This is a genomic window from Rhodanobacter glycinis (genome assembly GCF_900114325.1).
In the GTDB taxonomy this organism is placed as follows: Bacteria; Pseudomonadota; Gammaproteobacteria; order Xanthomonadales; family Rhodanobacteraceae; genus Rhodanobacter_A; species Rhodanobacter_A glycinis.
On record NZ_FOSR01000002.1, the window covers coordinates 340,913 to 361,919 of the forward strand.

Annotated in this window: 20 protein-coding genes; 17 read left to right on the top strand and 3 right to left on the bottom strand. The window is 67.2% G+C overall.

Features of this window, described 5'->3' with window-relative positions:
* Position 1: 1 nt before the first annotated feature.
* Together thrC and BMY90_RS03675 are read left to right on the top strand one after the other, a co-directional pair.
* Complete coding sequence (thrC, locus tag BMY90_RS03670) at positions 2-1,318, top strand: threonine synthase (protein WP_092701669.1); 1,317 nt, start codon at positions 2-4, stop codon at positions 1,316-1,318.
* Positions 1,319-1,506: 188 nt separating this feature from the next.
* The gene (locus BMY90_RS03675) at positions 1,507-2,136 is read left to right on the top strand and encodes a glutathione S-transferase (RefSeq protein WP_092701672.1); all 630 of its coding nucleotides are present in this window, start codon (positions 1,507-1,509) and stop codon (positions 2,134-2,136) included.
* 46 nt (positions 2,137-2,182) lie between these two features.
* Here BMY90_RS03675 and BMY90_RS03680 read toward each other — a convergent pair whose 3' ends face one another.
* A complete protein-coding gene (locus BMY90_RS03680) occupies positions 2,183-2,872 on the bottom strand; it encodes a GNAT family N-acetyltransferase (protein WP_092701674.1) in 690 nt (229 codons plus the stop codon).
* A gap of 382 nt (positions 2,873-3,254) precedes the next feature.
* Here BMY90_RS03680 and BMY90_RS17180 point away from each other — a divergent pair, with 382 nt between their 5' ends.
* The 12 genes from BMY90_RS17180 (at position 3,255) to BMY90_RS03735 (ending at position 15,824) form a co-directional block, all read left to right on the top strand.
* Positions 3,255-3,392, top strand: coding sequence for a hypothetical protein (locus BMY90_RS17180; protein ID WP_172624109.1), 138 nt, complete (start codon positions 3,255-3,257; stop codon positions 3,390-3,392).
* A 114-nt stretch (positions 3,393-3,506) separates the two neighbouring features.
* Positions 3,507-5,117 (top strand): 2-isopropylmalate synthase, encoded by a 1,611-nt coding sequence (locus BMY90_RS03685; RefSeq protein ID WP_092701833.1) that lies wholly within the window; start codon positions 3,507-3,509, stop codon positions 5,115-5,117.
* Positions 5,114-6,115, top strand: a complete 1,002-nt coding sequence (locus tag BMY90_RS03690; RefSeq protein WP_092701677.1) for a branched-chain amino acid transaminase — start codon at positions 5,114-5,116, stop codon at positions 6,113-6,115. Before BMY90_RS03685 ends, BMY90_RS03690 begins: the two co-directional genes overlap by 4 nt.
* Positions 6,112-7,527: a 3-isopropylmalate dehydratase large subunit gene (gene leuC, locus BMY90_RS03695; protein WP_092701680.1), complete on the top strand. Its 1,416-nt coding sequence runs from the start codon at positions 6,112-6,114 to the stop codon at positions 7,525-7,527. Before BMY90_RS03690 ends, leuC begins: the two co-directional genes overlap by 4 nt.
* Positions 7,528-7,711: 184 nt before the next feature.
* Complete coding sequence (gene leuD, locus BMY90_RS03700) at positions 7,712-8,296, top strand: 3-isopropylmalate dehydratase small subunit (RefSeq protein WP_092701682.1); 585 nt, start codon at positions 7,712-7,714, stop codon at positions 8,294-8,296.
* 91 nt (positions 8,297-8,387) lie between these two features.
* Positions 8,388-9,485 carry a 3-isopropylmalate dehydrogenase gene (gene leuB / locus BMY90_RS03705; protein ID WP_008211728.1) on the top strand — a complete coding sequence of 366 codons (1,098 nt, stop codon included), beginning with the start codon at positions 8,388-8,390 and terminating at the stop codon, positions 9,483-9,485.
* A 154-nt stretch (positions 9,486-9,639) separates the two neighbouring features.
* The gene (gene ilvC / locus BMY90_RS03710) at positions 9,640-10,650 is read left to right on the top strand and encodes a ketol-acid reductoisomerase (protein ID WP_092701685.1); all 1,011 of its coding nucleotides are present in this window, start codon (positions 9,640-9,642) and stop codon (positions 10,648-10,650) included.
* A 71-nt stretch (positions 10,651-10,721) separates the two neighbouring features.
* Positions 10,722-11,063 (top strand): VOC family protein, encoded by a 342-nt coding sequence (locus BMY90_RS03715; RefSeq protein WP_092701688.1) that lies wholly within the window; start codon positions 10,722-10,724, stop codon positions 11,061-11,063.
* Positions 11,064-11,266: 203 nt separating this feature from the next.
* Positions 11,267-13,066, top strand: a complete 1,800-nt coding sequence (ilvB, locus tag BMY90_RS03720) for a biosynthetic-type acetolactate synthase large subunit (RefSeq protein WP_008211730.1) — start codon at positions 11,267-11,269, stop codon at positions 13,064-13,066.
* A gap of 158 nt (positions 13,067-13,224) precedes the next feature.
* Entirely contained in the window at positions 13,225-13,503 is a 279-nt protein-coding gene (gene ilvN, locus BMY90_RS03725; protein ID WP_008211731.1) for an acetolactate synthase small subunit, read from the top strand.
* 53 nt (positions 13,504-13,556) lie between these two features.
* Positions 13,557-15,068, top strand: coding sequence for a threonine ammonia-lyase, biosynthetic (gene ilvA / locus BMY90_RS03730; RefSeq protein WP_425438644.1), 1,512 nt, complete (start codon positions 13,557-13,559; stop codon positions 15,066-15,068).
* Positions 15,069-15,152: 84 nt separating this feature from the next.
* The gene (locus BMY90_RS03735; protein ID WP_245734859.1) at positions 15,153-15,824 is read left to right on the top strand and encodes a glycosyltransferase family 9 protein; all 672 of its coding nucleotides are present in this window, start codon (positions 15,153-15,155) and stop codon (positions 15,822-15,824) included.
* Positions 15,825-15,869: 45 nt separating this feature from the next.
* Here BMY90_RS03735 and BMY90_RS16980 read toward each other — a convergent pair whose 3' ends face one another.
* Entirely contained in the window at positions 15,870-16,193 is a 324-nt protein-coding gene (locus tag BMY90_RS16980; protein WP_139201677.1) for a hypothetical protein, read from the bottom strand.
* 334 nt (positions 16,194-16,527) lie between these two features.
* On the opposite strand from BMY90_RS16980, the gene ubiA reads away from it, so the two are divergent.
* Positions 16,528-17,421 (top strand): 4-hydroxybenzoate octaprenyltransferase, encoded by an 894-nt coding sequence (gene ubiA, locus BMY90_RS03745; protein ID WP_092701697.1) that lies wholly within the window; start codon positions 16,528-16,530, stop codon positions 17,419-17,421.
* A gap of 103 nt (positions 17,422-17,524) precedes the next feature.
* On the opposite strand, the gene BMY90_RS03750 is transcribed toward ubiA, so the two are convergent.
* The gene (locus BMY90_RS03750; protein WP_092701700.1) at positions 17,525-18,232 is read right to left on the bottom strand and encodes a ComF family protein; all 708 of its coding nucleotides are present in this window, start codon (positions 18,230-18,232) and stop codon (positions 17,525-17,527) included.
* Between the two features lie 149 nt (positions 18,233-18,381).
* On the opposite strand from BMY90_RS03750, the gene bioB reads away from it, so the two are divergent.
* Together bioB and bioF are read left to right on the top strand one after the other, a co-directional pair.
* Positions 18,382-19,437 carry a biotin synthase BioB gene (gene bioB, locus BMY90_RS03755; RefSeq protein WP_008216440.1) on the top strand — a complete coding sequence of 352 codons (1,056 nt, stop codon included), beginning with the start codon at positions 18,382-18,384 and terminating at the stop codon, positions 19,435-19,437.
* Positions 19,438-19,782: 345 nt separating this feature from the next.
* Positions 19,783-20,967, top strand: coding sequence for an 8-amino-7-oxononanoate synthase (bioF, locus tag BMY90_RS03760; RefSeq protein ID WP_092701703.1), 1,185 nt, complete (start codon positions 19,783-19,785; stop codon positions 20,965-20,967).
* The last annotated feature ends 40 nt before the right edge of the window (positions 20,968-21,007 follow it).

Genomic DNA, 21,007 nt, shown 5'->3' on the forward strand with positions numbered 1-21,007 from the left:
CATGACCGAACCCCTGCTTTACCTCAGCACCCGCGGCCGCAGTCCCGCCGTGGGCATCAGTGGTGCCATTGCCGCCGGACTGGCTCCGGACGGCGGCCTGTACGTGCCCGAAGCACTGCCGCGGCTCTCGCCTGACGCGTTCGATCCAGGCGGCACGCTGGCCGATACCGCCGCCACCTTGCTGGCGCCGTTCTTCGTCGGCGACCCGCTCGCGCAGGCGCTCCCCGCGATCTGCAAGGAAGCACTGGACTTCGACACCCCGCTGCGTCCGCTGCCGCATCGCGACGCGCACATGCTGGAGCTGTTCCACGGCCCCACCGCTGCGTTCAAGGACGTCGGCGCACGCTTCCTCGCCGCCTGCCTGCGCCGCCTGCCGCGAAAGGACGAACGCCCGCTGACCATCCTCGTGGCCACGTCCGGCGACACCGGCGCCGCGGTGGGTGCCGCGTTCCATCACCAGCCGAACGTGCGTGTGGTGATTCTGTATCCGGACGGCCTGGTTTCGCCGCGCCAGGCGCACCAGCTCGGCTGCTTCGGCGACAACGTGCTGGCATTGCGCGTGCAGGGCCGCTTCGACGATTGCCAGCGCATGGTGAAAGCCGCGCTCAACGATGCCGAACTGCAGGCCGAACGCCCGCTCAGCTCCGCCAACAGCATCAGCCTTGGCCGCCTGCTGCCGCAGATGAGCTACTACGCGCATGCTTCACTGGCGTGGTGGAACGAACATCACACGCCGCTCAACTTCATCATTCCCACCGGCAATCTCGGCAACGCGCTGGCGGCGCTGTGGGTGCGCGAGATCGGCCTGCCGGTCGGCGAGGTCTGCCTGGCCTGCAACGCCAACGCCACCTTGCCCGAATTCTTCAGCGGCGCCGATTACCGTCCGCGCGACGCCATCGCCACCCTGGCCAACGCCATGGATGTCGGTGCCCCCAGCAATTTCGAACGCTTGCGCTGGACCTTCCCGCACGCCCACGAACTGCGCGCGCAGACCCAGGCGATGAGCGTGGACGACGCCACCATTCGCCGCACGCTCACCCGGCACGCACGCGAATATGGCGAAGTGTTCTGCCCGCACACCGCCACCGCCATGCACCTGCTCGACCGCCTGCGCGACGCCGGCAACACCGCGCCCTGGGCCGTCGTTTCCACCGCGCATCCGGCGAAATTCGAAAGCGTGGTGGAACCGCTTGCCGATCGCGCCGTCCCGGTACCTCCTGCCCTCGCCGCCATGTTGCAACGTTCCGCCAGCGCCGAGCCGATGGCGGCGGACGACGAGGCGTTGAAGCGGTGGCTGCGGGAGCCTGCCTATGCATGAGCATGGCCTGCACCGGCCGGCGGGTGACTTCCGGCAGCTACCGGTTGCGTGCAGAGCTGGCGCATCATCCGCCTTGATCCGCTGAAGCATTTCCGGGCCGCAGCGAATCGCCGCCCCGACCGTGGGGCGGCACGGAAAGACGGGTGTCCCGGCGCGCACCGATTGACTCAAGCCTCCAGGGGAAAACGATGAAGCTCATCGGCATGCTGGACTCACCGTACGTCCGCCGGGTCGCCATCTCGCTGTCTTTGCTGGGACTTCGCTTCGAGCACCAGCCGCTCTCGGTGTTCCGCGACTTCGCCGGGTTCGAAAAGATCAATCCCGTCGTCAAGGCACCGACCCTCGTCTGCGACGACGGCGAGGTGTTGATGGACTCCACCCTGATCATCCAGTACGCCGAGGCAGTGGCGCGTCCCAGGTCGCTATTCCCCTTGGCGCCCGCGGCGCTCCAGCACGATCTGCATCTCCTCGGCCTGGCGCTGGCGGCGACCGAGAAAAGCGTGCAACTGGTCTACGAGCGTGAATTGCGGCCCGCGGAGAAGCGGCACCAGCCCTGGGTCTCCCGCGTGACCGGCCAGTTGCTGTCCGCCTACCGCGAACTTGAACGCGAGTTCGCCCATGGCGCCCATCCCGTCGACAGCGTAACGATCCGGCAGGCTGGCGTGGCCGTGGGCGTGGCTTGGTACTTCACCCAGCGCATGCTTCCGGGGACGGTTCCGGTCGAGTCGTGCCCTTCCCTGGCGGCATTCTCCGCAAGCGCCGAATCGCTGCCCGAATTCAGGGCAGCCCCCTACGGCGACGGCACCTGCCAGCCATGACGAGCCACGGGTGCGGAAGCCGCCATCCGCCCGGCCCACAAGCCCATCACCCGCCGTCGGCGTTTCGCTCGAGCACGGCCACGTTTACCTCGCAACGCAGGCGAAAGCCCAGTGCTTCGTAAAGGCGAATTGCTGTCGTGTTGCTCTGCCAGGCGTGCAGGAAGGCCGTGTCGCCGCGTGCCGCGATCGCCGCGGCGACATGTCGCGACAAGCGGCTGGCCAGGCCGCGTCCGCGGAAATCCGGATGCGTGCATACCGCGCTGACTTCGGTATAGCCCGGAAAGCGGAAGCGTTCACCGGCCATGGCGGCGAGCCGTCCGTCGATGCGGATACCGACGAACTGCCCCATGCGATGGGTGTCACGAAGGAACGGCCCCGGCTGGGTCAGCGTGGCCAGCGCCAGCATCTCCTCCGCGTCCGCGTCGCCCAGCGCGATCAACCGATCCGGACCTGGAAGGGTCTCGATCCGCTCGGCAGCCACCATCTGCACGCCGACCGCGGTCTTGACTACCGTCACGCCGGAAGGAATGCCTATTTCGGGCACCTGCAGGATGAACACCGGTTGGGCGGGGCGGAGCAGCCGGGCCAGCGCGTCGAGCGAGACGTCGTCGTCATCGCACGCCGAAGCGAACCGGTTGATCTCCGGCCGATAGCATTTGGCCTTGGCATCACCCTGCGCAAGGTGGGCATGCGCACTGGTCAGGCTGGCCCAGACGGGGCGGTCGAGCTGATTCATCCCACACCACTCGCTGATCTGAAAACCGTCGTCCCAAGATACTTCACCTGCGCCGTGCATGGCACGCCGACCGTCCCGAAGCGCCCGCCCCGCCTCAGCCAGGCGCCCCCATGCGGACCCGCCCGGATGCTTGTTCCGCCGGCATGGAAGACACTCATCACGGCAGGTGTCGAGCCCCCGAAAACTTGCGCAGGCATTCGCACAACGTGGCAGATCGCCTTGCGTCCGCGTGATCACGATTCGTTCGAGTGACGCCGGTCGCAAAACCATATGGACGGCCAGCCGTCCGTACGCGTACGTATCCGACCCCGGCCAGACATCGGAAAAATCGTCATGAAGAAAATGTTTGACAAGCCTTCGACACTGCCGTAGGTTCAATCGCATGTCGCAGCGCAACAGCCACCGTCGCATCGCCGAATCGAATCGCCTCCTGGCGATTACCGGCCTGCTGCGGCTTCGCGGCACGCTCCTTCTTGCCCTTGTACTCGTACTCCTCATTACCAACGGAGGTGCGGGCTGAGGGCATGTGTCCAGGTAAATAGAAACAAACCTGAAGACTCCCAAAGAACCCCGCACCAGAAATGGAGCGGGGTTTTTTGTTGCCCTCGGCATCGCCTCACACAGCGGAGCCATGATGAAAAATTCCAGCCAGCACGACGAAAACAGCGAAGGCGACGTAGTCGCCGAGCACGTGCGTATCTTCGACACCACCTTGCGCGACGGCGAGCAGACGCCCGGTTTCTCGATGGACCGGCGCGCCAAGCTGCGCATGGCGCACATGCTCGAAACGCTGGGCGTGGACGTGCTCGAGGCCGGTTTTCCGCAGGCTTCGCCGGATGATTTCGCCGCCGTGGCGGAGATCGCCGGCACGTTGCGCCACACCACCGTGTGCGCACTGGCTCGCTGCCAGGCCGGCGACATCGACACCGCCGGCCGCGCGCTGGAACAGGCACAGCGTTCGCGCATCCACGTGTTCATCTCCACCAGCCCGCTGCATCGCGAGCACAAGCTGGGCATGAGCAAGGCGCAGGTGCTCGACGCCGCGGTGGCCGCGGTGGAACGCGCCCGCGGGCTGTGCCACGAGGTGGAATTCTCCGCCGAGGACGCCATGCGCACCGAGCCGGAATTCCTGGCCGAAATCTTCAGCGCCGCGGCCGCCGCCGGCGCGACCACGCTGAATGCGCCGGACACGGTGGGCTACATGACGCCGACCGAGATCGCCGAACGCTTCACCTGGCTGCGCCAGCATGTGAAGGCGTCGCCAGAGGTGGTGTTCTCCAGCCACTGCCACGACGACCTGGGGCTGGGTGTGGCCAACAGCCTGGCCGCGGTGAGTGCCGGTGCGCGGCAGGTGGAATGCACCATCAACGGCATCGGCGAACGTGCCGGCAATGCCTCGCTGGAAGAGATCGTGATGGCGCTGAAGGTGCGTCGCGCCTGGTACGGCGTGGACACCCGCATCGCCACCCGCCAGCTGCATCCGGCCTCGCGCCTGCTGACCCAGCTGACCGGCCAGCCGGTGCAGCGCAACAAGGCAATCGTGGGTGCGAATGCCTTTGCGCACGAGTCGGGCATCCACCAGCACGGCATGCTGAAGCATCGCGATACCTACGAAATCATGCGCCCGCAGGATGTCGGCCTGGGCGAAACCCAGCTGGTGCTGGGCAAGCATTCCGGCCGCGCCGCGCTGCGCCAGCGACTGGAAGCCCTGGGCCACACGCCCGACGACGCCGCGCTGGGTGAGATCTTCATCCGCTTCAAGGCGCTGGCCGACAAGAAGCGCACCATCCACGACGAAGACCTGGACGCGCTGGCACACGGCCGCGATCCCGATGCCGCCGGCCCGTGGCGGCTGGTCCGGCTGGATACCAGCTCGCATCTGGCCGGCGGCGCCTCGGCCTCGGTCGGGCTGCGCCATGACGACGGCCGCGATGTCGCCGAAGCGGCGCTGGGCGATGGCCCGGTCGACGCCGTGTTGCGCGCGATCGAACGCGCCACCGGCGCCGACCTGCAACTGACCGGCTTCCAGATCCAGGCGATCAGCGAAGGCGGCGACGCGCAGGGCGAAGCCCGCCTCACCGCGCGCCACGCCGAGCGCGAGTGGAACGGTCACGGCGTCAGCACCGACATCGTCGAAGCCGCCGCACAAGCCGCGCTGTCCATCGTCAATCACATCGAACACCACGCGCCAACCGCGCACGCCCCGCAGCACCGCACCGCGAAAACCCTGGGAGCCCACGCATGAACACGCCCTTCCTCTGGCACAACGGCCGCATCAAGCCGTGGAGTGAAGCCAACACCCACGTCAGCACGCACGCCCTGCACTATGGCTCCTCGGTGTTCGAGGGCGAGCGCGTGTATGCCACGCCCGATGGACCGGCCTATTTCCGCCTGGCCGACCACACCCGGCGACTGTTCGAATCGGCCAAGGTGTACGAGATCGAGATCGGTTACAGCGAGGCGGAGATCAACGCCGCCAGCCTGGAACTGATCCGCGCCAACAGCATGAAGTCCGCCTACGTGCGGCCGATCGTGTTCCGTGGCGCCGGCGGCCTGGGCGTGCTGCCGAAGGACGGCGCGCCGGTGGAAGTGGCCTTGATGGCGATGGAATGGGGCGCGTACCTGGGTGAAGCCGCCGAACGCGGCGCCGACGTGTGCGTGTCGTCATGGCACCGCCCTGCACCAAACACCATCCCGAGCTGGGCCAAGGCTGGCGGCAACTATCTCAACAGCCAGTTGATCGGACTGGAAGCGCGCCGCAACGGTTACGACGAAGGCATCGCGCTGGGCCACAACGGCCTGCTCAGCGAAGGCGCCGGCGAAAACCTGTTCCTGGTCAAGCGCGGCAAGTTGCTCACGCCGCCGTCCAGCGCCGGCATCCTGGCCGGGATCACCCGCGACACGGTCATCACCCTGGCCGCCGAACTGGGCATCCCGGTGGAAGAGCGCGACCTGCCGCGCGAGGCGCTGTACACCGCCGACGAAGTGTTCATGACCGGCTCGGCTGCCGAGATCACCCCGGTGCGCTCGGTGGATCGCAAACCCGTGGGCAGCGGCAAGCCCGGGCCGGTGACGCGCGGCCTGCAGGAAAGCTTCTTCGGCTTGTTCAATGGCAGCACGCGCGATCGCTGGGGCTGGCTGAGTTTTGTTCATGCGGTCGTCCCTGACCGCGAAAGTCAAGAAGCGGGCATCCATGCCCGCACTCCTCATCAACAGCCGGCTTCTTTGGAGGCTTCTGCATGAGCGCGCCACGCACCCTGTTCGAAAAGATCTGGAACGCGCATGTGGTCGCGCCCGAAACCGCCGACACGCCGGCGGTGCTGTACATCGACCTGCATCTGGTGCATGAAGTCACCTCGCCGCAGGCGTTCGACGAATTGCGCGCGCGCGGCCTGAAGCTGCGCCGCGCGGATCGCACGCTGGCCACGCTGGATCACTCCACCCCGACGCTGCCGGCCGGCGCCGATGGCGAACGGCCCTACGCCACCGCGCAGGCCAAGGCGCAGGTCTCGCAGCTGGAAACCAACTGCCGCGAGTTCGGCGTGGAACTGCACGGCTGGGACAGCGCCGACCGCGGCATCGTGCACGTGATCGGCCCGGAGCTGGGTGCAACGCGCCCGGGCATGACCATCGTCTGCGGTGACAGCCACACCTCCACGCACGGCGCATTCGGCGCACTGGCCTTCGGCATCGGCACCACCGAAGTCGGCCACGTCATGGCCACGCAATGCCTGCTGCAGCGCAAACCGAAGACGCTGGCGATCCATGTGGATGGCCAGTTGCCGGCGGGCGTGGGGGCGAAGGACCTGATCCTGCACATCATCGGCCAGATCGGCATCAACGGCGGCACCGGCCACGTGATCGAATACCGCGGCGCGGCGATCGAGGCGTTGTCGATGGAACAGCGCATGACGGTGTGCAACATGTCGATCGAGGCAGGCGCCCGCGCCGGCCTGATCGCGCCGGACGACACCACCTTCGATTGGCTGAAAGGCCGCCCGCGCGCACCAAAGGGTGCGGCATGGGATGCCGCCGTGGACGCCTGGCGCGCCCTGCGCAGCGACGACGGTGCCCGCTACGACCGCGAAGTGCGCATCGATGCCCGCGCGGTGAAACCCACCGTCACCTACGGCACCCATCCGGGCATGGCGATCGCGATGGATGCGCCCGTGCCGGCCGCGCGCAATGCTATCGAACAGCGTGCACTGGATTACATGCACAGCACTGCCGGCCAGCCGATGCAGGGCATGCCGGTGGACGTGGTGTTCGTCGGCAGCTGCACCAACTCGCGCCTGTCCGACCTGCGCGAAGCCGCGCATGTACTGCGCGGTCGGCGTGTCGCCGAGGGCGTGCGCATGCTGGTGGTGCCCGGTTCCGAGGCCGTGCGCCGCGATGCCGAGCGCGAAGGCCTGCATGACGTGTTCACCGCCGCCGGCGCCGAGTGGCGCGTGCCGGGTTGCTCGATGTGCATCGCCATGAATGGCGACCTGGCCCAACCGGGACAGCTGGTCGTCAGCACCTCCAACCGCAACTTCGAAGGTCGCCAGGGCAAGGGCGCCCGCACCGTGCTGGCCAGCCCCGCCACCGCTGCGGCCTCTGCCGTCGCCGGGAAGATCGCCGATCCACGCGAGTACTTGACGGAGGTGGCCGCATGAACATCCGTGCCGCCGCTTTTCTTCCTCTCCCCGCCGGGGAGAGGACCGAGGTGAGGGGCCAAGCTCGCGGAAGCTTTGCATCGAAGCGCGCTCCGATCAGCGACTTCGCGAGCACCCGCCCCTCGCCCCAACCCTCTCCCCAGCGGGGAGAGGGAGCGAACGCAACAAGCGAGGAATTTCACTGATGCAGCCCATCACCCGCATCCACTCCCGCACCGCCGTGCTGGCGGACGAGAACATCGACACCGACCGCATCATCCCGGCGCGTTTTCTCACCACCACCACGCGCGAAGGTCTGGGCAAGCTGTGCTTCAACGACTGGCGCTACCAGGCCGATGGCAGCGACAACCCGGCGTTTCCGCTGAACCAGCCGGCAGCCGGCGGCTGCGCGATCCTGGTCGCGGGGCGCAACTTCGGCTGCGGTTCCTCGCGCGAGCATGCGCCGTGGGCGCTGCTGGATTACGGCATCAAGGCGGTGCTGTGCAGCGAAATCGCGGACATCTTCCGCGGCAACGCGCTGAAGAACGGTCTGCTCGCCATCATCATCGATGAGGCCGAGCACCGCTGGCTGCTGGACCACCCCGGCACCGAGCTGGCCATCGACGTGCGCGAGCAGGCGATCGAGCTGCCCGACGGCGGTCGCATCCGCTTCGAGCTGGAACCGTTCGCGCGCCACTGCCTGCTCAACGGCGTGGATCAGCTCGGCTTCCTGCAGCAGCACGCCGATGCGATCGAGGCGTTCGAAGCGCGCGTCGAGAAGGCCGCATGAAACACCGCACCTACCCCACCTCTCCTCACCGTCACCCCAGCGTTCGCTGGGATGACCGCCGTTTTACAGCTTCCACCAAGGAATTCCACGCATGAAAGCCCGTATCGTCACCCTGCCCGGCGATGGTGTCGGCCCGGAAGTCACCGCTGCCGCCGTCGCCGTGCTGCAAGCTGTCGCCGCGCACTATGCGCACGATTTCAGCTTCGACGAACAGTTGATCGGCGGTGCCGCCATCGACGCCACCGGCGAACCGTTGCCCGCCGCCACGCTGGCCGCGTGCAAGAACGCCGACGCACTGCTGCTGGGTGCGGTGGGCGGGCCGAAATGGTCCGACCCGAACGCCCCGGTGCGTCCGGAGCAAGGTCTGCTTGGCCTGCGCGCCGCGCTGGGCGTCTACGCCAACCTGCGTCCGCTGACCGTGCATCCCGCGCTGGCCTCGCTGTCGCCGCTGAAGAACGAGAAGCTGCACAACGTTGACGTGCTGTTCGTGCGCGAACTGACCGGCGGCGCCTACTTCGGCGCGAAGACCCGCACCGCCGACACCGCCACCGACGAATGCAAATACACCGTGGCCGAAGTCGAGCGCGTGACGCGGCGTGCGTTCGAACTGGCGCGCGGCCGCCGCCAGCACGTCACCTCGGTGGACAAGGCCAACGTGCTGGAAACCTCGCGCTTGTGGCGCAGCACGGTCATCCGGGTGGCCGCCGAGTACCCGGACGTGAAGCTGGAGCACCAGTTGGTCGATTCGATGGCGATGCTGTTGCTGACCCAGCCGAACCGCTACGACGTGGTGGTCACCGAGAACCTGTTCGGCGACATCCTCACCGACGAAGCCGCCGCGCTGGCCGGCTCGCTGGGCCTGCTGCCATCCGCCTCGCTGGGCGAGGGCCGCAAGGGCCTGTACGAGCCGATCCATGGCTCGGCCCCGGACATCGCCGGCAAGGGCGTCGCCAATCCGGTCGGCACCATCCTCTCGGTCGCCTTGCTGCTGCGTCACTCGCTGCAACTGGAAGCCGAGGCGCAGGCGGTGGAAGCGGCGGTCGATCACGTATTGCAGCACGGCCCGCACAGCCGCGACATCGGTGGCGACGCCGGCACCGACGCGGTGCGCGATGCCGTGCTGGCCGCGCTGAACGATCACGCCAACAGCAGCAATGCCTCTGCCGATCGCGAGCGCGCATGCGGCTGACACCACACCCCTTACCCCGCGGACACAGGGACGTGACCGCTTTTTTTATTCGAACACGCACGAAGCAGCTCGTTCCACCGTCATTGAAGACCTTACCTGTGGCCGTCCATGCGGCCAGAAACCAACCAGCCAACGTTACCGAAGGAGTTACCGCATGAGCACCACCAACGACACGCTAGCCAACGCCCGCATCGCTGTCCTGGGCTATGGCAGCCAGGGCCGCGCGCATGCGCTCAACCTGAAAGACTCCGGCCTCGACGTCGTGGTCGGCGTGCGCAAGGGCGGCCCCTCGTGGAACCGCGCCTACACCGACGGCTTTGCCGTGGCGGAACCGGCCGAAGCCGTGCGCGGCGCCGACCTGGTCGCCGTTCTCACCCCCGACATGGTGCAGCCGGCCGTCTACAAGGAGGCGATCGAGCCGAACATCAAGCCCGGCGCCGCGCTGCTGTTCGCGCACGGCTTCAATGTGCACTTCAAGCAGATCGAGCCGCGCAAGGACATCGACGTGATCCTGGTCGCGCCGAAGGGTCCGGGCGCGCTGGTGCGCAGCGAGTACGAGCGCGGCCGCGGCGTGCCGTGCATCTGGGCCGTGCACCAGGATGCCAGTGGCCAGGCCGAGGCGAAGACCAAGGCGTATGCCGACGGCATCGGCGGCGGCCGCGCGATGATCATCAAGACCGACTTCAAGGAAGAGACCGAGACCGACCTGTTCGGTGAGCAGGCCGTGCTGTGCGGCGGCGCCAGCTCGCTGGTGCAGGCTGGCTTCGAGACCCTGATCGAGGCGGGCTACCAGCCGGAAATCGCCTATTACGAGGTGTTCCACGAACTGAAGCTGATCGTGGACCTGTTCTACGAAGGCGGCATCGCGAAGATGCTGGAGTTCATCTCCGAAACCGCGCAGTACGGCGACTACGTCAGCGGCCCGCGGGTGATCGACGCCAGCGTGAAGGCGCGCATGAAGGACGTGCTGAAGGACATCCAGGACGGCACCTTCGCCAGGAACTGGACCGCCGAATACCAGGCCGGCCTGCCCAACTACAAGAAGTACAAGCAGGCCGACCTCGATCACCCGATCGAGGCAGTCGGCGCCAAGTTGCGCGCTCGCATGACCTGGCTGCACCCGACCACCGCCGCGCCGGCGGAGTCGCTGAAGAAGGCCGGCTGAAACCGGCATCAGGCCGCGCGTGCATGAGGCCGCGCGGCCCGCTTTACCCATCCACGAAGACGAGGTTCGCCATGAAACGTTTCCATATCGCCCTGGCCGTCGCTGACCTGGACGCCTCCATCGCCGATTACAGCGCCCGCCTGGGCCAGAAGCCGCAGGCCGTGGTGAACGGAACCTACGCCATGTGGCGCACCGAGCAGCTCAACTTCTCGATCCGCCAGGAACCCGCGCAGGCCGGCCGCATCTGCCAGCTCGGTTTCGAAGACGATGCCGCACAAACCTTCTCCAGCAGCACCGACGTCAACGACATCGAGTGGCAGCGCTTCTCCACGCTGGAACAGGACCTTCGCATCATCACCACCTTCGGCGTGCCCGTGCATCCCGCCGTCCAGCACGAGCTGATCCGCAATTGAAGCATCGGTCGGCACCCGCTCGCTGGCCGGCATGTCCGGCCGCGCGGTCCGACAGATAGCCCACCGGCACGGCCTTTCAAGACCCGTGCCCGACCTGCCGGTCCGCCCGGCGCATTCAGGAACCCATCGTGACCACATCAACGCTGACAGCCCCCGCTGCCTCCTCCATCGCCACCGACCACCACCCCCTCGCCAGCCAGCCGATGAGCGGCGCCGAGGTGGTCGTACAGGTACTGGCCGACGAAGGGTGCAGTGTGCTGTTCGGCTATTCCGGCGGCGCGATCCTGCCGGTGTACGACGCGGTGTTCCGCTACAACGCGGAACACGCCGGCCCCGACGGCCGCGAAGCGATGCCGCTGGTGGTGCCGGCCAACGAACAGGGTGCCGGCTTCATGGCCTCCGGTTACGCGCGCGCCTCGGGCAAGGTGGGTGTGGCCGTGGTTACCTCCGGCCCCGGCGCCACCAACATGGTCACCCCGGTGCGTGACTCGATGGCCGATTCGATCCCGCTGGTGGTGATCTGCGGACAGGTGCCCACCACCTCACTGGGCAGCGACGCATTCCAGGAAGCCCCCATCAGCAACATCATGGGCGCCTGCGCCAAGCACGTGTTCCTGGTCACCGATGCACAGACGCTGGAAGCCACCTTGCGCACCGCCTTCGAGATCGCTCGCAGCGGCCGCCCCGGCCCGGTGGTGGTGGACATTCCGAAGAACGTGCAGAACGCCGAACTGCATTTCGACGGGCAATGCCGCCTGCCGATTCCCGGCTATCGCACACGCCTGCATGCGGTGGAATCGGCGCGTCTGGACGACGATGCCTGCGCCAGCTTCTTCGCCGCACTGGCCCTGGCAAAACGCCCGCTGATCTACGCCGGCGGCGGTGTCATCGCCGCCAGCGCGGCACCGGCATTGCGCGCATTTTCCGAAGCCTTCGGCATCCCGGTAACCACCACGCTGATGGGCCTGGGCGCGGTCGATACCACCACGCCGCTGGCGCTGCACATGCTGGGCATGCACGGCACCGCCTACGCCAACTACGCGGTGGACGACTGCGACTTCGTGTTCACCCTCGGCGCCCGCTTCGACGACCGCGTGGCCGGCGTGCCGGACAAGTTCGCCCCCAGCGCGAAGTTCATCGCGCAGCTGGACATCGACCCCGCGGAAATCGGCAAGGTGAAAGCGGTGGACTGGCATCACGTCGGCCCGCTCGCCGCCGCGCTGGAGCGGCTGACCCACTACGGCATCACCCACGGTGCACGTCCGGCGTCGGACGAATGGCATGCGCACGTCGCCGCGCTCAAGCACACCCACGCGATGAACTACGACCGCGACAGCGCGCTGATCCAGCCCTACGCGGTGATCGAGGAAATCAATCGCCACACGCAGGGCCGCGCCATCATCAGCACCGGCGTCGGCCAGCACCAGATGTGGGCCGCGCAGTACTTCGATTTCCGCCAGCCGCGCCAATGGCTCACCTCCGGCTCGATGGGCACGATGGGTTTCGGCCTGCCCGCGGCGATCGGCGCGCAGTTCGCGCGACCCGATGCGCTGGTCATCGACATCGACGGCGATTCCAGCATCCGCATGAACCTGGGCGAGATGGAAACCGTCACCACCTATGGCCTGCCGCTGAAGGTGGTAGTGCTCAACAACGTCGGCGACGGCATGGTGCGGCAGTGGCAGAAGCTGTACTTCAAGGGCCGCTTCAGCGCCAGCGACCGCAGCCTGCATCGCAAGGATTTCATCAAGGCCGCCGAGGCCGACGGCTTCGCGTGGGCGCGTCGACTGGACGACAAGTCGGCGCTGGCCTCCACCATCGCCGAATTCCTCGCCTTCGACGGCCCGGCCTTCCTGGAAGTGATGATCGACCCCGATGCCGGCGTCTACCCGATGGTGGGGCCGGGGGCCACTTACGCACAAATGATTACCGGTGACTTCATCGCTTCGCGCGGCGAGATACCGGCCGACACGAACGAGGTTCCCTCGACATCCATGTTCTGAGCTTTTTTCCTTCTCCCCTCTGGGAGAAGGTGGTCCGAAGGGCCGGATGAGGGTTCGGCGAAGTCTCGACGTTTCGCTCCGACCGTACCCTCACCCGCCTGCCGGCACCCTCTCCCAATGGGAGAGAGATTCACTACCGAACGATTCGGAGGATTGCCATGAAACACACCTTGTCCCTGTTGTTGCAGAACGAATCCGGCGCGCTGGTACGCGTGGCCGGCCTGTTTGCCGCGCGTCATTGCAATATCGATGCGCTGACCGTCGCCGCCACCCATGATCCGTCGGTGTCGCAGCTGACCCTGGTGCTGCACGGCAGTGCCTCGGTGCTGGACCAGATCGTGCGGCAGACGCGCAAGCTGGTCGACGTGATCGACGTCAACACGCTGTCGCTGATCGGTGACGACAGCGCCCCCTTGGCGCTGGCCGCCCAGCCTTGAACGCACGGCTCGCCGAACAAGCCACCGCCGATGCAGTCGCGACCGATCGCGAGCTGCTGCAGCGCGCGCAAGCCTCACGCGTCTACGACGTGGCTCACGAGACCGCGCTGGATGACGCGCCATTGCTGTCCGCCCGACTCGGCGCGCGCGTATTGCTGAAGCGCGAAGACCAGCAGCCGGTGTTCTCGTTCAAGTTGCGCGGCGCCTACAACCGCATGGTGCAACTGGATGCGGCGCAACGCGCGTGCGGCGTGGTGGCCGCTTCGGCCGGCAACCATGCGCAAGGCGTGGCCCTGGCCGCGGCGAAGCTCGGCATTCGCGCCGTCATCGTGATGCCGGTCACCGCGCCGCAGGTGAAAATCGACGCGGTGCGCCGCCTCGGCGGCGACTTCGTGGAAGTGATGCTGGCCGGCGATTCCTACAGCGACGCACAAGAAGCCGCTGCACGTGTGCAGGCCGAACGCGGCAGCGTGTTCGTGCACCCCTTCGACGACCTCGACGTGATTGCCGGGCAAGCCACGGTTGGCCTGGAACTGCTTCGCCAATGCCCGAATAACCTGCACGCGGTGTTCGTGCCGGTGGGCGGTGGCGGCCTGCTTTCCGGCATCGCCGCGTGCATCAAGGCGCAACGTCCCGGGGTGAAGGTGATCGGCGTGCAGGCGACCGATTCGGACGCGATGGCACGCTCGCTGGAAAGCGGCGAACGCGCGCTGCTGAACGAAGTCGGCCTGTTCGCCGACGGCACCGCGGTGAAGCAGGTCGGTGCGCTCACCTTCGCGTTGTGCCAGCGCCACGTGGACGCCATGCTGCGCGTGGACACCGACGCCATCTGTGCCGCCATCCGCGACGTCTACCAGGAAACCCGCTGCGTGCCCGAACCCTCCGGTGCGCTGGCACTGGCAGGACTCAAGCAATATGCCGCCGCGCACGGCGACATCGACGGCGCGCTGGTCGCGGTGGTTTCCGGCGCCAACATGAATTTCGATCGCCTGCGCTTCGTCGCCGAACGGGCCGAAGTGGGCGAACAGCGCGAAGCGGTGTTCGCGGTGACGATCCCCGAGGAACGCGGCAGTTTCCGCCGCTTCTGCGCCGCGCTTGGCCAGCACAGCATCACCGAATTCAATTACCGCATCGGTGACGCCACCCGCGCGCACCTGTTCGTGGGCATTCAGACCACCGGCCGCAATGAACGCGAGGCGCTGGCCACCGCGTTTCGCGCGCAGGCTTTCGACGTGCTCGACCTCACCGATGACGAGCTGGCCAAGCTGCACTTGCGCCACATGATCGGCGGCCGCTCGCCATTGGCGAACGACGAACGGATTTACCGTTTCGAATTTCCCGAACGCCCCGGCGCACTCACCCGCTTCCTCGGCCACATGCACCCGGACTGGAACATCAGCCTGTTCCACTACCGCAACCAGGGCGCCGACTACGGCCGCATCCTGGTCGGCATCCAGGTGCCCGCCGACGAGCAGCCCGCGTTCCGCCAATTCCTCGACACGCTGGGCTACCCGCACTGCGACGAAAGCGAGAATCCGGCGTACCGCCTGCTGCTGCGTGAATGAAGCGGGGCGCCCGACCAGCCTGCACGCAAACCGGGCGCCCGGCCCGGAGTGGCCCAATGGCACCTACCGGTTCCGACTCCCGTCGTGTACACCACTTCCGCGGATGTCAGCCAGGGCGAACAACTGGACCGCGACGAATGGTTGCGGGCGTGCCACTGGACACAACGCCCGCTGGTGCTGCTGCAACCGGCCAACAAGCGGACGATGCGCTGGAACGGGGTGCGTGCAGCCGATGACGACGTCAAGTCCTGGCCGGCGGACCGCTGGGCCGCCCTCGCGCAAACCATGACGCAGGCCATGCCGCACGCACAAATCCTGTTCTGCGGGTCGCCCGCGGAAGCCGGTTATCTGCGCCAGCTCAAGGCGGCCGTGGGATCGACGACGCCGGCCATCGAAATAGCCGCACTGCCATTGGGTCGCCTCAAGGCCTTGCTCGACATCGCCCACAGCATGGTGTCCGTCGACACCGGGCCGGCGCACCTGGCGGCCGCGCTGGGCTGTCCGCTGGTGGTGCTGTTCGGCGGCCGGTCGCCACGCACGTGGGCGCCCCGCAGCGGGCGCGGTGGAGCAGTAAGCGTGGTCGGCGGCCTGCCGGAATGTCAGCGCGTGGATCAGATCCAGCTTGAAACGGTGGTCGACGCATGGCATCGATTGCCCTCACGTGGCGTGCCTGGCGCGTCCTCCACTGACAACGCCCCACGTCCTCGCCAAGGACCATCCGCGACAAGTCCGCTTGCCGTTGCCGAAGGAGCCTGACCCGAGGTTTCCGCGCAGGCAGGGCCCGCCCCCCCGGGACGGACTTCAGTGCCCGGTGCCGGGTACTGCCGGCGGAGTGGCTGCCGGCGTTGCCGCCTTGGGCGGCGCCGTGGTTCCGGGCGTGACTGCTGGTGATGAAGCCGTCGTGGATGACGCCGCCGGCGTCGAGGCCCAGTGCTCGCTCTGGATATCCATGCTCTTGTCCATCATGGCATTGCGCGATTTCTCGATGGCCTTGGCGGTGCCCGATGCCGGCGCGGACGAACTTGCCGCAGGCCCGTCCGACGCTACCGGCTTGTCCCGGTTAGCGTGACAAGCCGTCAGACCAAACATCGCCACAAGGGTGAGAGTGCAGAGGATCGCCTTCATACGCCGCTCCGATCAAGGCAAAGGCCGATCATGGCGCGGCGTAGTTGAACCGGACGTCAAGAGAGGTCGGCGAATCCGGGTGGAGCCGCTCGATGATCACATGCGCTCATCGGACTGACCCGAAGCCGGGATCGTGCGGCACAACGCGTTTCTCCCGACAAGTCACACTGCCTCCGCCATCGGCTCACGCTACACTTCGCCGATGGCTCCTCCTCCGCGCAAGCGCCAGCGGCGCAAACCTGCATCGTCCACCCAGACCCGGCCACACGTGCGTGCGCCACGACCGGCGGCGAGACCCGCGGGACCCGCCGACAGTTCGACCCGCGCCAGTCGCGTGCTGGACTGGCTGCTGCAGAAATTGCCACTGCGCCAGCGCGAGAAGGCGCACGACTATCTGGTGCTGACCCGCATGGATCGCCCGATCGGCGCGTTGCTGCTGCTGTGGCCGACGTGGTGGGCGCTGTGGCTGGCGGCTGACGATTTTCCACCATGGAAGTTGCTGATCATCTTCACCCTGGGCGTGTTTGCGATGCGCGCGGCCGGCTGCGCGATCAACGACTTTGCCGACCGCAAGCTGGACCCGCAGGTGGAACGCACCGCCGGCCGGCCGATCGCCAGCGGAAGGGTGACGCCGCGCGAGGCGCTGATCGTGTTCGCCGCGTTGCTGATGTTCGCTTTCATCCTGGTGTTGTTCACCAACAAGCTCACCGTCGAAATGTCGTTCGTCGGCGCGGCGCTGGCGGCAATCTACCCGTTCACCAAGCGCTGGACCTACCTGCCGCAAGTGGTGCTGGGCGCGGCGTTCGGCTGGTCGATCCCGATGGCATTCACCGCCGTGACGGGCACGGTGCCGCCGCTGGGATGGCTGCTGTTCATCGCCAACATCCTGTGGTCGGTGGTGTACGACACCGAGTACGCGATGGTCGACCGCGACGACGACCTGAAAGTCGGCGCCAAATCCACCGCGATCCTGTTCGGCGACGCCGACCTGCCGATTCTCGGCATCCTGATGGCCACCCTGCTGCTGGCGATGGTCTTCGTCGGCCAGCGCGCACATCTGGGCTGGCCGTACTGGCTGGCCCTGCTGGTCGCCACCGGCCTGTTCGCCTACCAGCTGTGGCTGATCCGCAAACGCGAACGCGGCCCCTGCCTGACTGCCTTCCGCCACAACAACTGGTGGGGCCTGGCGGTGTGGATCGGCATCGTGCTGGCGTTGGCCATGAAGTAGCGGAAGCGAGGAGTGAGTGGAGAGAAGTGAGGAGTGAGAGAAGGCAACAGCGTGCGGCTCTGCTCAGCTTTTCTCTCACTCCTCACTCCTCACTTCTCACCGCTCACTTCTGCTTCGAAGGCGCACGCGCCAGTGCCCACACATCCACGCGTTGCACGCCGGCACGCTTGAGCACGCGGGCACATTCGGCCAGGGTGGCGCCGGTGGTCATCACGTCGTCGAGGACGGCTACGTGCGATGGCAGGGCGATGCCTTCGCGCACGGCAAAGGCGGCGCGCACGTTGCGGCGGCGCGTGACGGCATCCAGTTCGGTTTGTGCATCGGTGGCGCGAACGCGTCGCAGCACGTCGTGGCGACACGGCACACCGAGCGCCTTCGCCAGCGGTCGGGCCAACTCCAGCGCCTGGTTGTAGCCGCGCCGGCGCAAGCGGGTGCGATGCAGTGGCACCGGTACGATCAGCGCCGGCTGCTCGACCGTCAGCGGCTCGCGTTGCCACAGGGCGCCCAGCGCACGACCGGCCGCCAGCGCGGCGCCGAACTTGTAGCGCGATTCCAGCCGATCCAGTGGCCAGCCGTAACGAAATGGCGCCCATGCGGCATCCCAGGTGGGCGGATGGCGCTGGCACTGGCCGCACAGCGCAGCGGAGGTGGGCAACGGCAACGCGCAGCGGGCGCAACAATGGTGGTTGCGCGGCAACTCGGCGGCACAATCGGCGCACAGGTCGATGCCGTCATGCCCTTGCGCCCCACACAGCAGGCAGCGCGGTGGCAACAAGCCGTATCGCAGGACTTCGATCCAGCGGCGTGCCATTCCCTGCACGAATCACTCCATTCGACGCGATGCACCGATGGTAGCGGGACGCATGCGTCCACGCATCGTCAACCTTAAATGGCATGTTGAAGTTGACACGAAGAGGCCACGACTTCCACACTTTCGCTTTGATCCCGCGAGCATAGACAGTGACCGCTACCCCGACCCGCCACGACTGGACCCGCGACGAAGTGCTCGCGCTGTTCGACCTGCCGTTCAATGACTTGCTGTACCGCGCGCACACGGTGCACCAGGAAAACCACGACTCGAACGCCGTGCAGGTGTCGACCCTGCTGTCGATCAAGACCGGCGGCTGCCCCGAGGATTGCGCCTACTGCCCGCAAGCCGCGCGCTATGACACCGGCGTGCAGGCACAGAAGCTGATGGAGATCGACGACGTGCTGGCGCGCGCGAAAGCCGCCAAGGCCGCCGGCGCCAGTCGCTTCTGCATGGGCGCGGCGTGGCGCGGGCCGAAGGACCGCGACATTCCCAAGGTCGCCGCCATCGTCAGCGCGGTGAAGGGGCTGGGCCTGGAAACCTGCGCCACGCTGGGCCTGCTTGGCGACGGTCACGCGCAGGCACTGAAGGATGCCGGGCTGGACTACTACAACCACAACATCGACACCGCGCCGGAGTTCTACGGCGAGATCATCCACACCCGCGAGTACCAGGACCGGCTGGAAACGCTGGGCCAGGTGCGCGACGCCGGCCTGAAGACCTGCTGCGGCGGCATCGTCGGCATGGGCGAAACGCGCGAGCAGCGCGCCGGCCTGCTGCAGGCGCTGGCCAACCTGCCCGAACACCCGCAGTCGGTGCCGATCAACCAGCTGGTGCCGGTCCCCGGTACGCCACTGGCCAACACCGACAAGCTCGACCCGTTCGAATTCGTGCGCGCGATCGCGGTGGCACGCATCCTGATGCCGCGCTCGATCGTGCGCCTGTCCGCCGGCCGCCAGCAGATGGACGATGCGGTGCAGGCGCTGTGCTTCTTCGCCGGCGCCGGCTCGATCTTCGCCGGCGACAAGCTGCTGACCACCGGCAATCCCGACGTGGCGCACGACCACGCCCTGTTCCGCCGACTCGACCTGCATCCGCTGGACGTGGTGGAGACCTCGGGCACCGTGCACGCGGACATCCTCGATTCTGCCAGCGCCGACGAAGCCGCCTGTTGCGGCAACAGCTGCGGTTGCGGCGCGGCGGCATGATCCTGCTGGCGTCATCCCTGCGGAAGTGCACTGCTGTCCGGAATAATTTTGAACCCTGTGGTTCCGCATGACTTGTACCGATACCGCACCCTCGCTCGTCATTCCGGCGCAGGCCGGAATCCAGTAGCCGTATGGCTTGGACAGGCGTGATCGCTACTGGATCCCGGCCTGCGCCGGGATGACGAGCCGGAGAGGTGGTCGCTGCCAGAAATGGAGTCGCCCCCTTGTTGCATCTCGCGCAAACGGCGCGGGTATTCACTCTCGAAGGACATCCCAGGATTATTCCGGACAGCAGTGTGCGAAAGTGGGGATGACGCCAGCATCCGCCGCACGGATAACCGCCCCATGCCCAGATCCGAGCTTCTTCATCGACTGGCCGCCGAGACGGCCCGGCGCGAGCGTGCCGGCCTGCTGCGCCGCCTGCGCGTGGTCGAGCACGGCGACGGTCCGTGGCTGGAAACCGGCGGACGCCGCCTGCTCGGCTTCTGCAGCAACGACTACCTGGGCCTGGCACAGCATCCGCAGGTGATCGCTGCACTGAAGCGCGCCGCCGACGACGAAGGCGTGGGCAGCACCTCGGCGCATCTGATCTGCGGCCATCGGCGCGAGCACGCGATGCTGGAAGAGGCGCTGGCCGAATGGACCGGGCGCGAACACGCGCTGCTGTTCTCCACCGGCTACATGGCCAACCTCGGCACGCTGCAGGCACTGCTGCAACGTGGGGACACCTGCGTGCAGGACAAGCTCAACCACGCCTGCCTGATCGATGGCGCGCAACTGGCCGGTGCCGAACTGAAACGCTATCCGCACGCCGACGTGGCCGGCGCCTCGCGCCAGTTGCAGAGCCGTCCGGACAGCGCCGCCCTGCTTGCCACCGATGGCGTGTTCAGCATGGATGGCGACGTGGCGCCACTGCGCGAACTGGCCGCCGTGTGCACGCGCGAAGGCGCCACCTTGATGGTGGACGATGCCCACGGTCTGGGCGTGCTCGGCGATGACGGCGCCGGCAGCATTCGCGCCGCCGGGCTTGGCCAGCGTGAGGTGCCGGTACTGATGGCCACACTGGGCAAGGCGCTGGGCTGCAGCGGTGCTTTCGTCGCCGGTTCGGCCGCGCTGATCGACGGCCTGCTGCAATTCGCTCGTCCGTACATCTACACCACGGCCATGCCACCCGCGCTGGCCGCTGCTGCGCTGGCCGCAGTCACCGCCGCGCGCGAAGAAAGCTGGCGCCGCGAAAAACTCGCTGCGTTGATCGCCCGTTTCCGCGCTGGTGCCGCCGAACTCGGCCTGGCGCTGATGCCTTCGCCCAGCGCGATCCAGCCGCTGCAACTGGGCGATGCGCAAGTTGCGCTGGATACCGCGCAGGCACTGGAGCAACGCGGTTTCCTGGTCGGTGCGATCCGTCCGCCCACCGTGCCGAAAGGCCAGGCGCGGCTGCGCATCACGCTGTCGGCCGCGCACGAAGAAGCCGATATCGACCACCTGCTGCAGGCCCTGAACGAGTTGCGCCGGATGCCCGGCGCCGGCTGAATCCCGGCCATCGCCCCCCGCCACGTATAATCAGCCGCTT

What these genes read in the sequence shown, in the direction of transcription:
- BMY90_RS03685 (WP_092701833.1), top strand. Translation starts at nt 3,507, where the DNA reads ATGAAAAATTCCAGCCAGCACGACGAAAACAGCGAAGGCGACGTAGTC.
- ilvB (WP_008211730.1), top strand. Translation starts at nt 11,267, where the DNA reads ATGAGCGGCGCCGAGGTGGTCGTACAGGTACTGGCCGACGAAGGGTGC.
- ilvC (WP_092701685.1), top strand. Translation starts at nt 9,640, where the DNA reads ATGAGCACCACCAACGACACGCTAGCCAACGCCCGCATCGCTGTCCTG.
- BMY90_RS17180 (WP_172624109.1), top strand. Translation starts at nt 3,255, where the DNA reads ATGTCGCAGCGCAACAGCCACCGTCGCATCGCCGAATCGAATCGCCTC.
- BMY90_RS03680 (WP_092701674.1), bottom strand. Translation starts at nt 2,872, where the DNA reads ATGAATCAGCTCGACCGCCCCGTCTGGGCCAGCCTGACCAGTGCGCAT.
- BMY90_RS03750 (WP_092701700.1), bottom strand. Translation starts at nt 18,232, where the DNA reads ATGGCACGCCGCTGGATCGAAGTCCTGCGATACGGCTTGTTGCCACCG.
- leuD (WP_092701682.1), top strand. Translation starts at nt 7,712, where the DNA reads ATGCAGCCCATCACCCGCATCCACTCCCGCACCGCCGTGCTGGCGGAC.
- BMY90_RS03675 (WP_092701672.1), top strand. Translation starts at nt 1,507, where the DNA reads ATGAAGCTCATCGGCATGCTGGACTCACCGTACGTCCGCCGGGTCGCC.
- thrC (WP_092701669.1), top strand. Translation starts at nt 2, where the DNA reads ATGACCGAACCCCTGCTTTACCTCAGCACCCGCGGCCGCAGTCCCGCC.
- leuB (WP_008211728.1), top strand. Translation starts at nt 8,388, where the DNA reads ATGAAAGCCCGTATCGTCACCCTGCCCGGCGATGGTGTCGGCCCGGAA.
- leuC (WP_092701680.1), top strand. Translation starts at nt 6,112, where the DNA reads ATGAGCGCGCCACGCACCCTGTTCGAAAAGATCTGGAACGCGCATGTG.
- BMY90_RS16980 (WP_139201677.1), bottom strand. Translation starts at nt 16,193, where the DNA reads ATGAAGGCGATCCTCTGCACTCTCACCCTTGTGGCGATGTTTGGTCTG.
- BMY90_RS03690 (WP_092701677.1), top strand. Translation starts at nt 5,114, where the DNA reads ATGAACACGCCCTTCCTCTGGCACAACGGCCGCATCAAGCCGTGGAGT.
- BMY90_RS03715 (WP_092701688.1), top strand. Translation starts at nt 10,722, where the DNA reads ATGAAACGTTTCCATATCGCCCTGGCCGTCGCTGACCTGGACGCCTCC.
- ilvN (WP_008211731.1), top strand. Translation starts at nt 13,225, where the DNA reads ATGAAACACACCTTGTCCCTGTTGTTGCAGAACGAATCCGGCGCGCTG.
- bioF (WP_092701703.1), top strand. Translation starts at nt 19,783, where the DNA reads ATGCCCAGATCCGAGCTTCTTCATCGACTGGCCGCCGAGACGGCCCGG.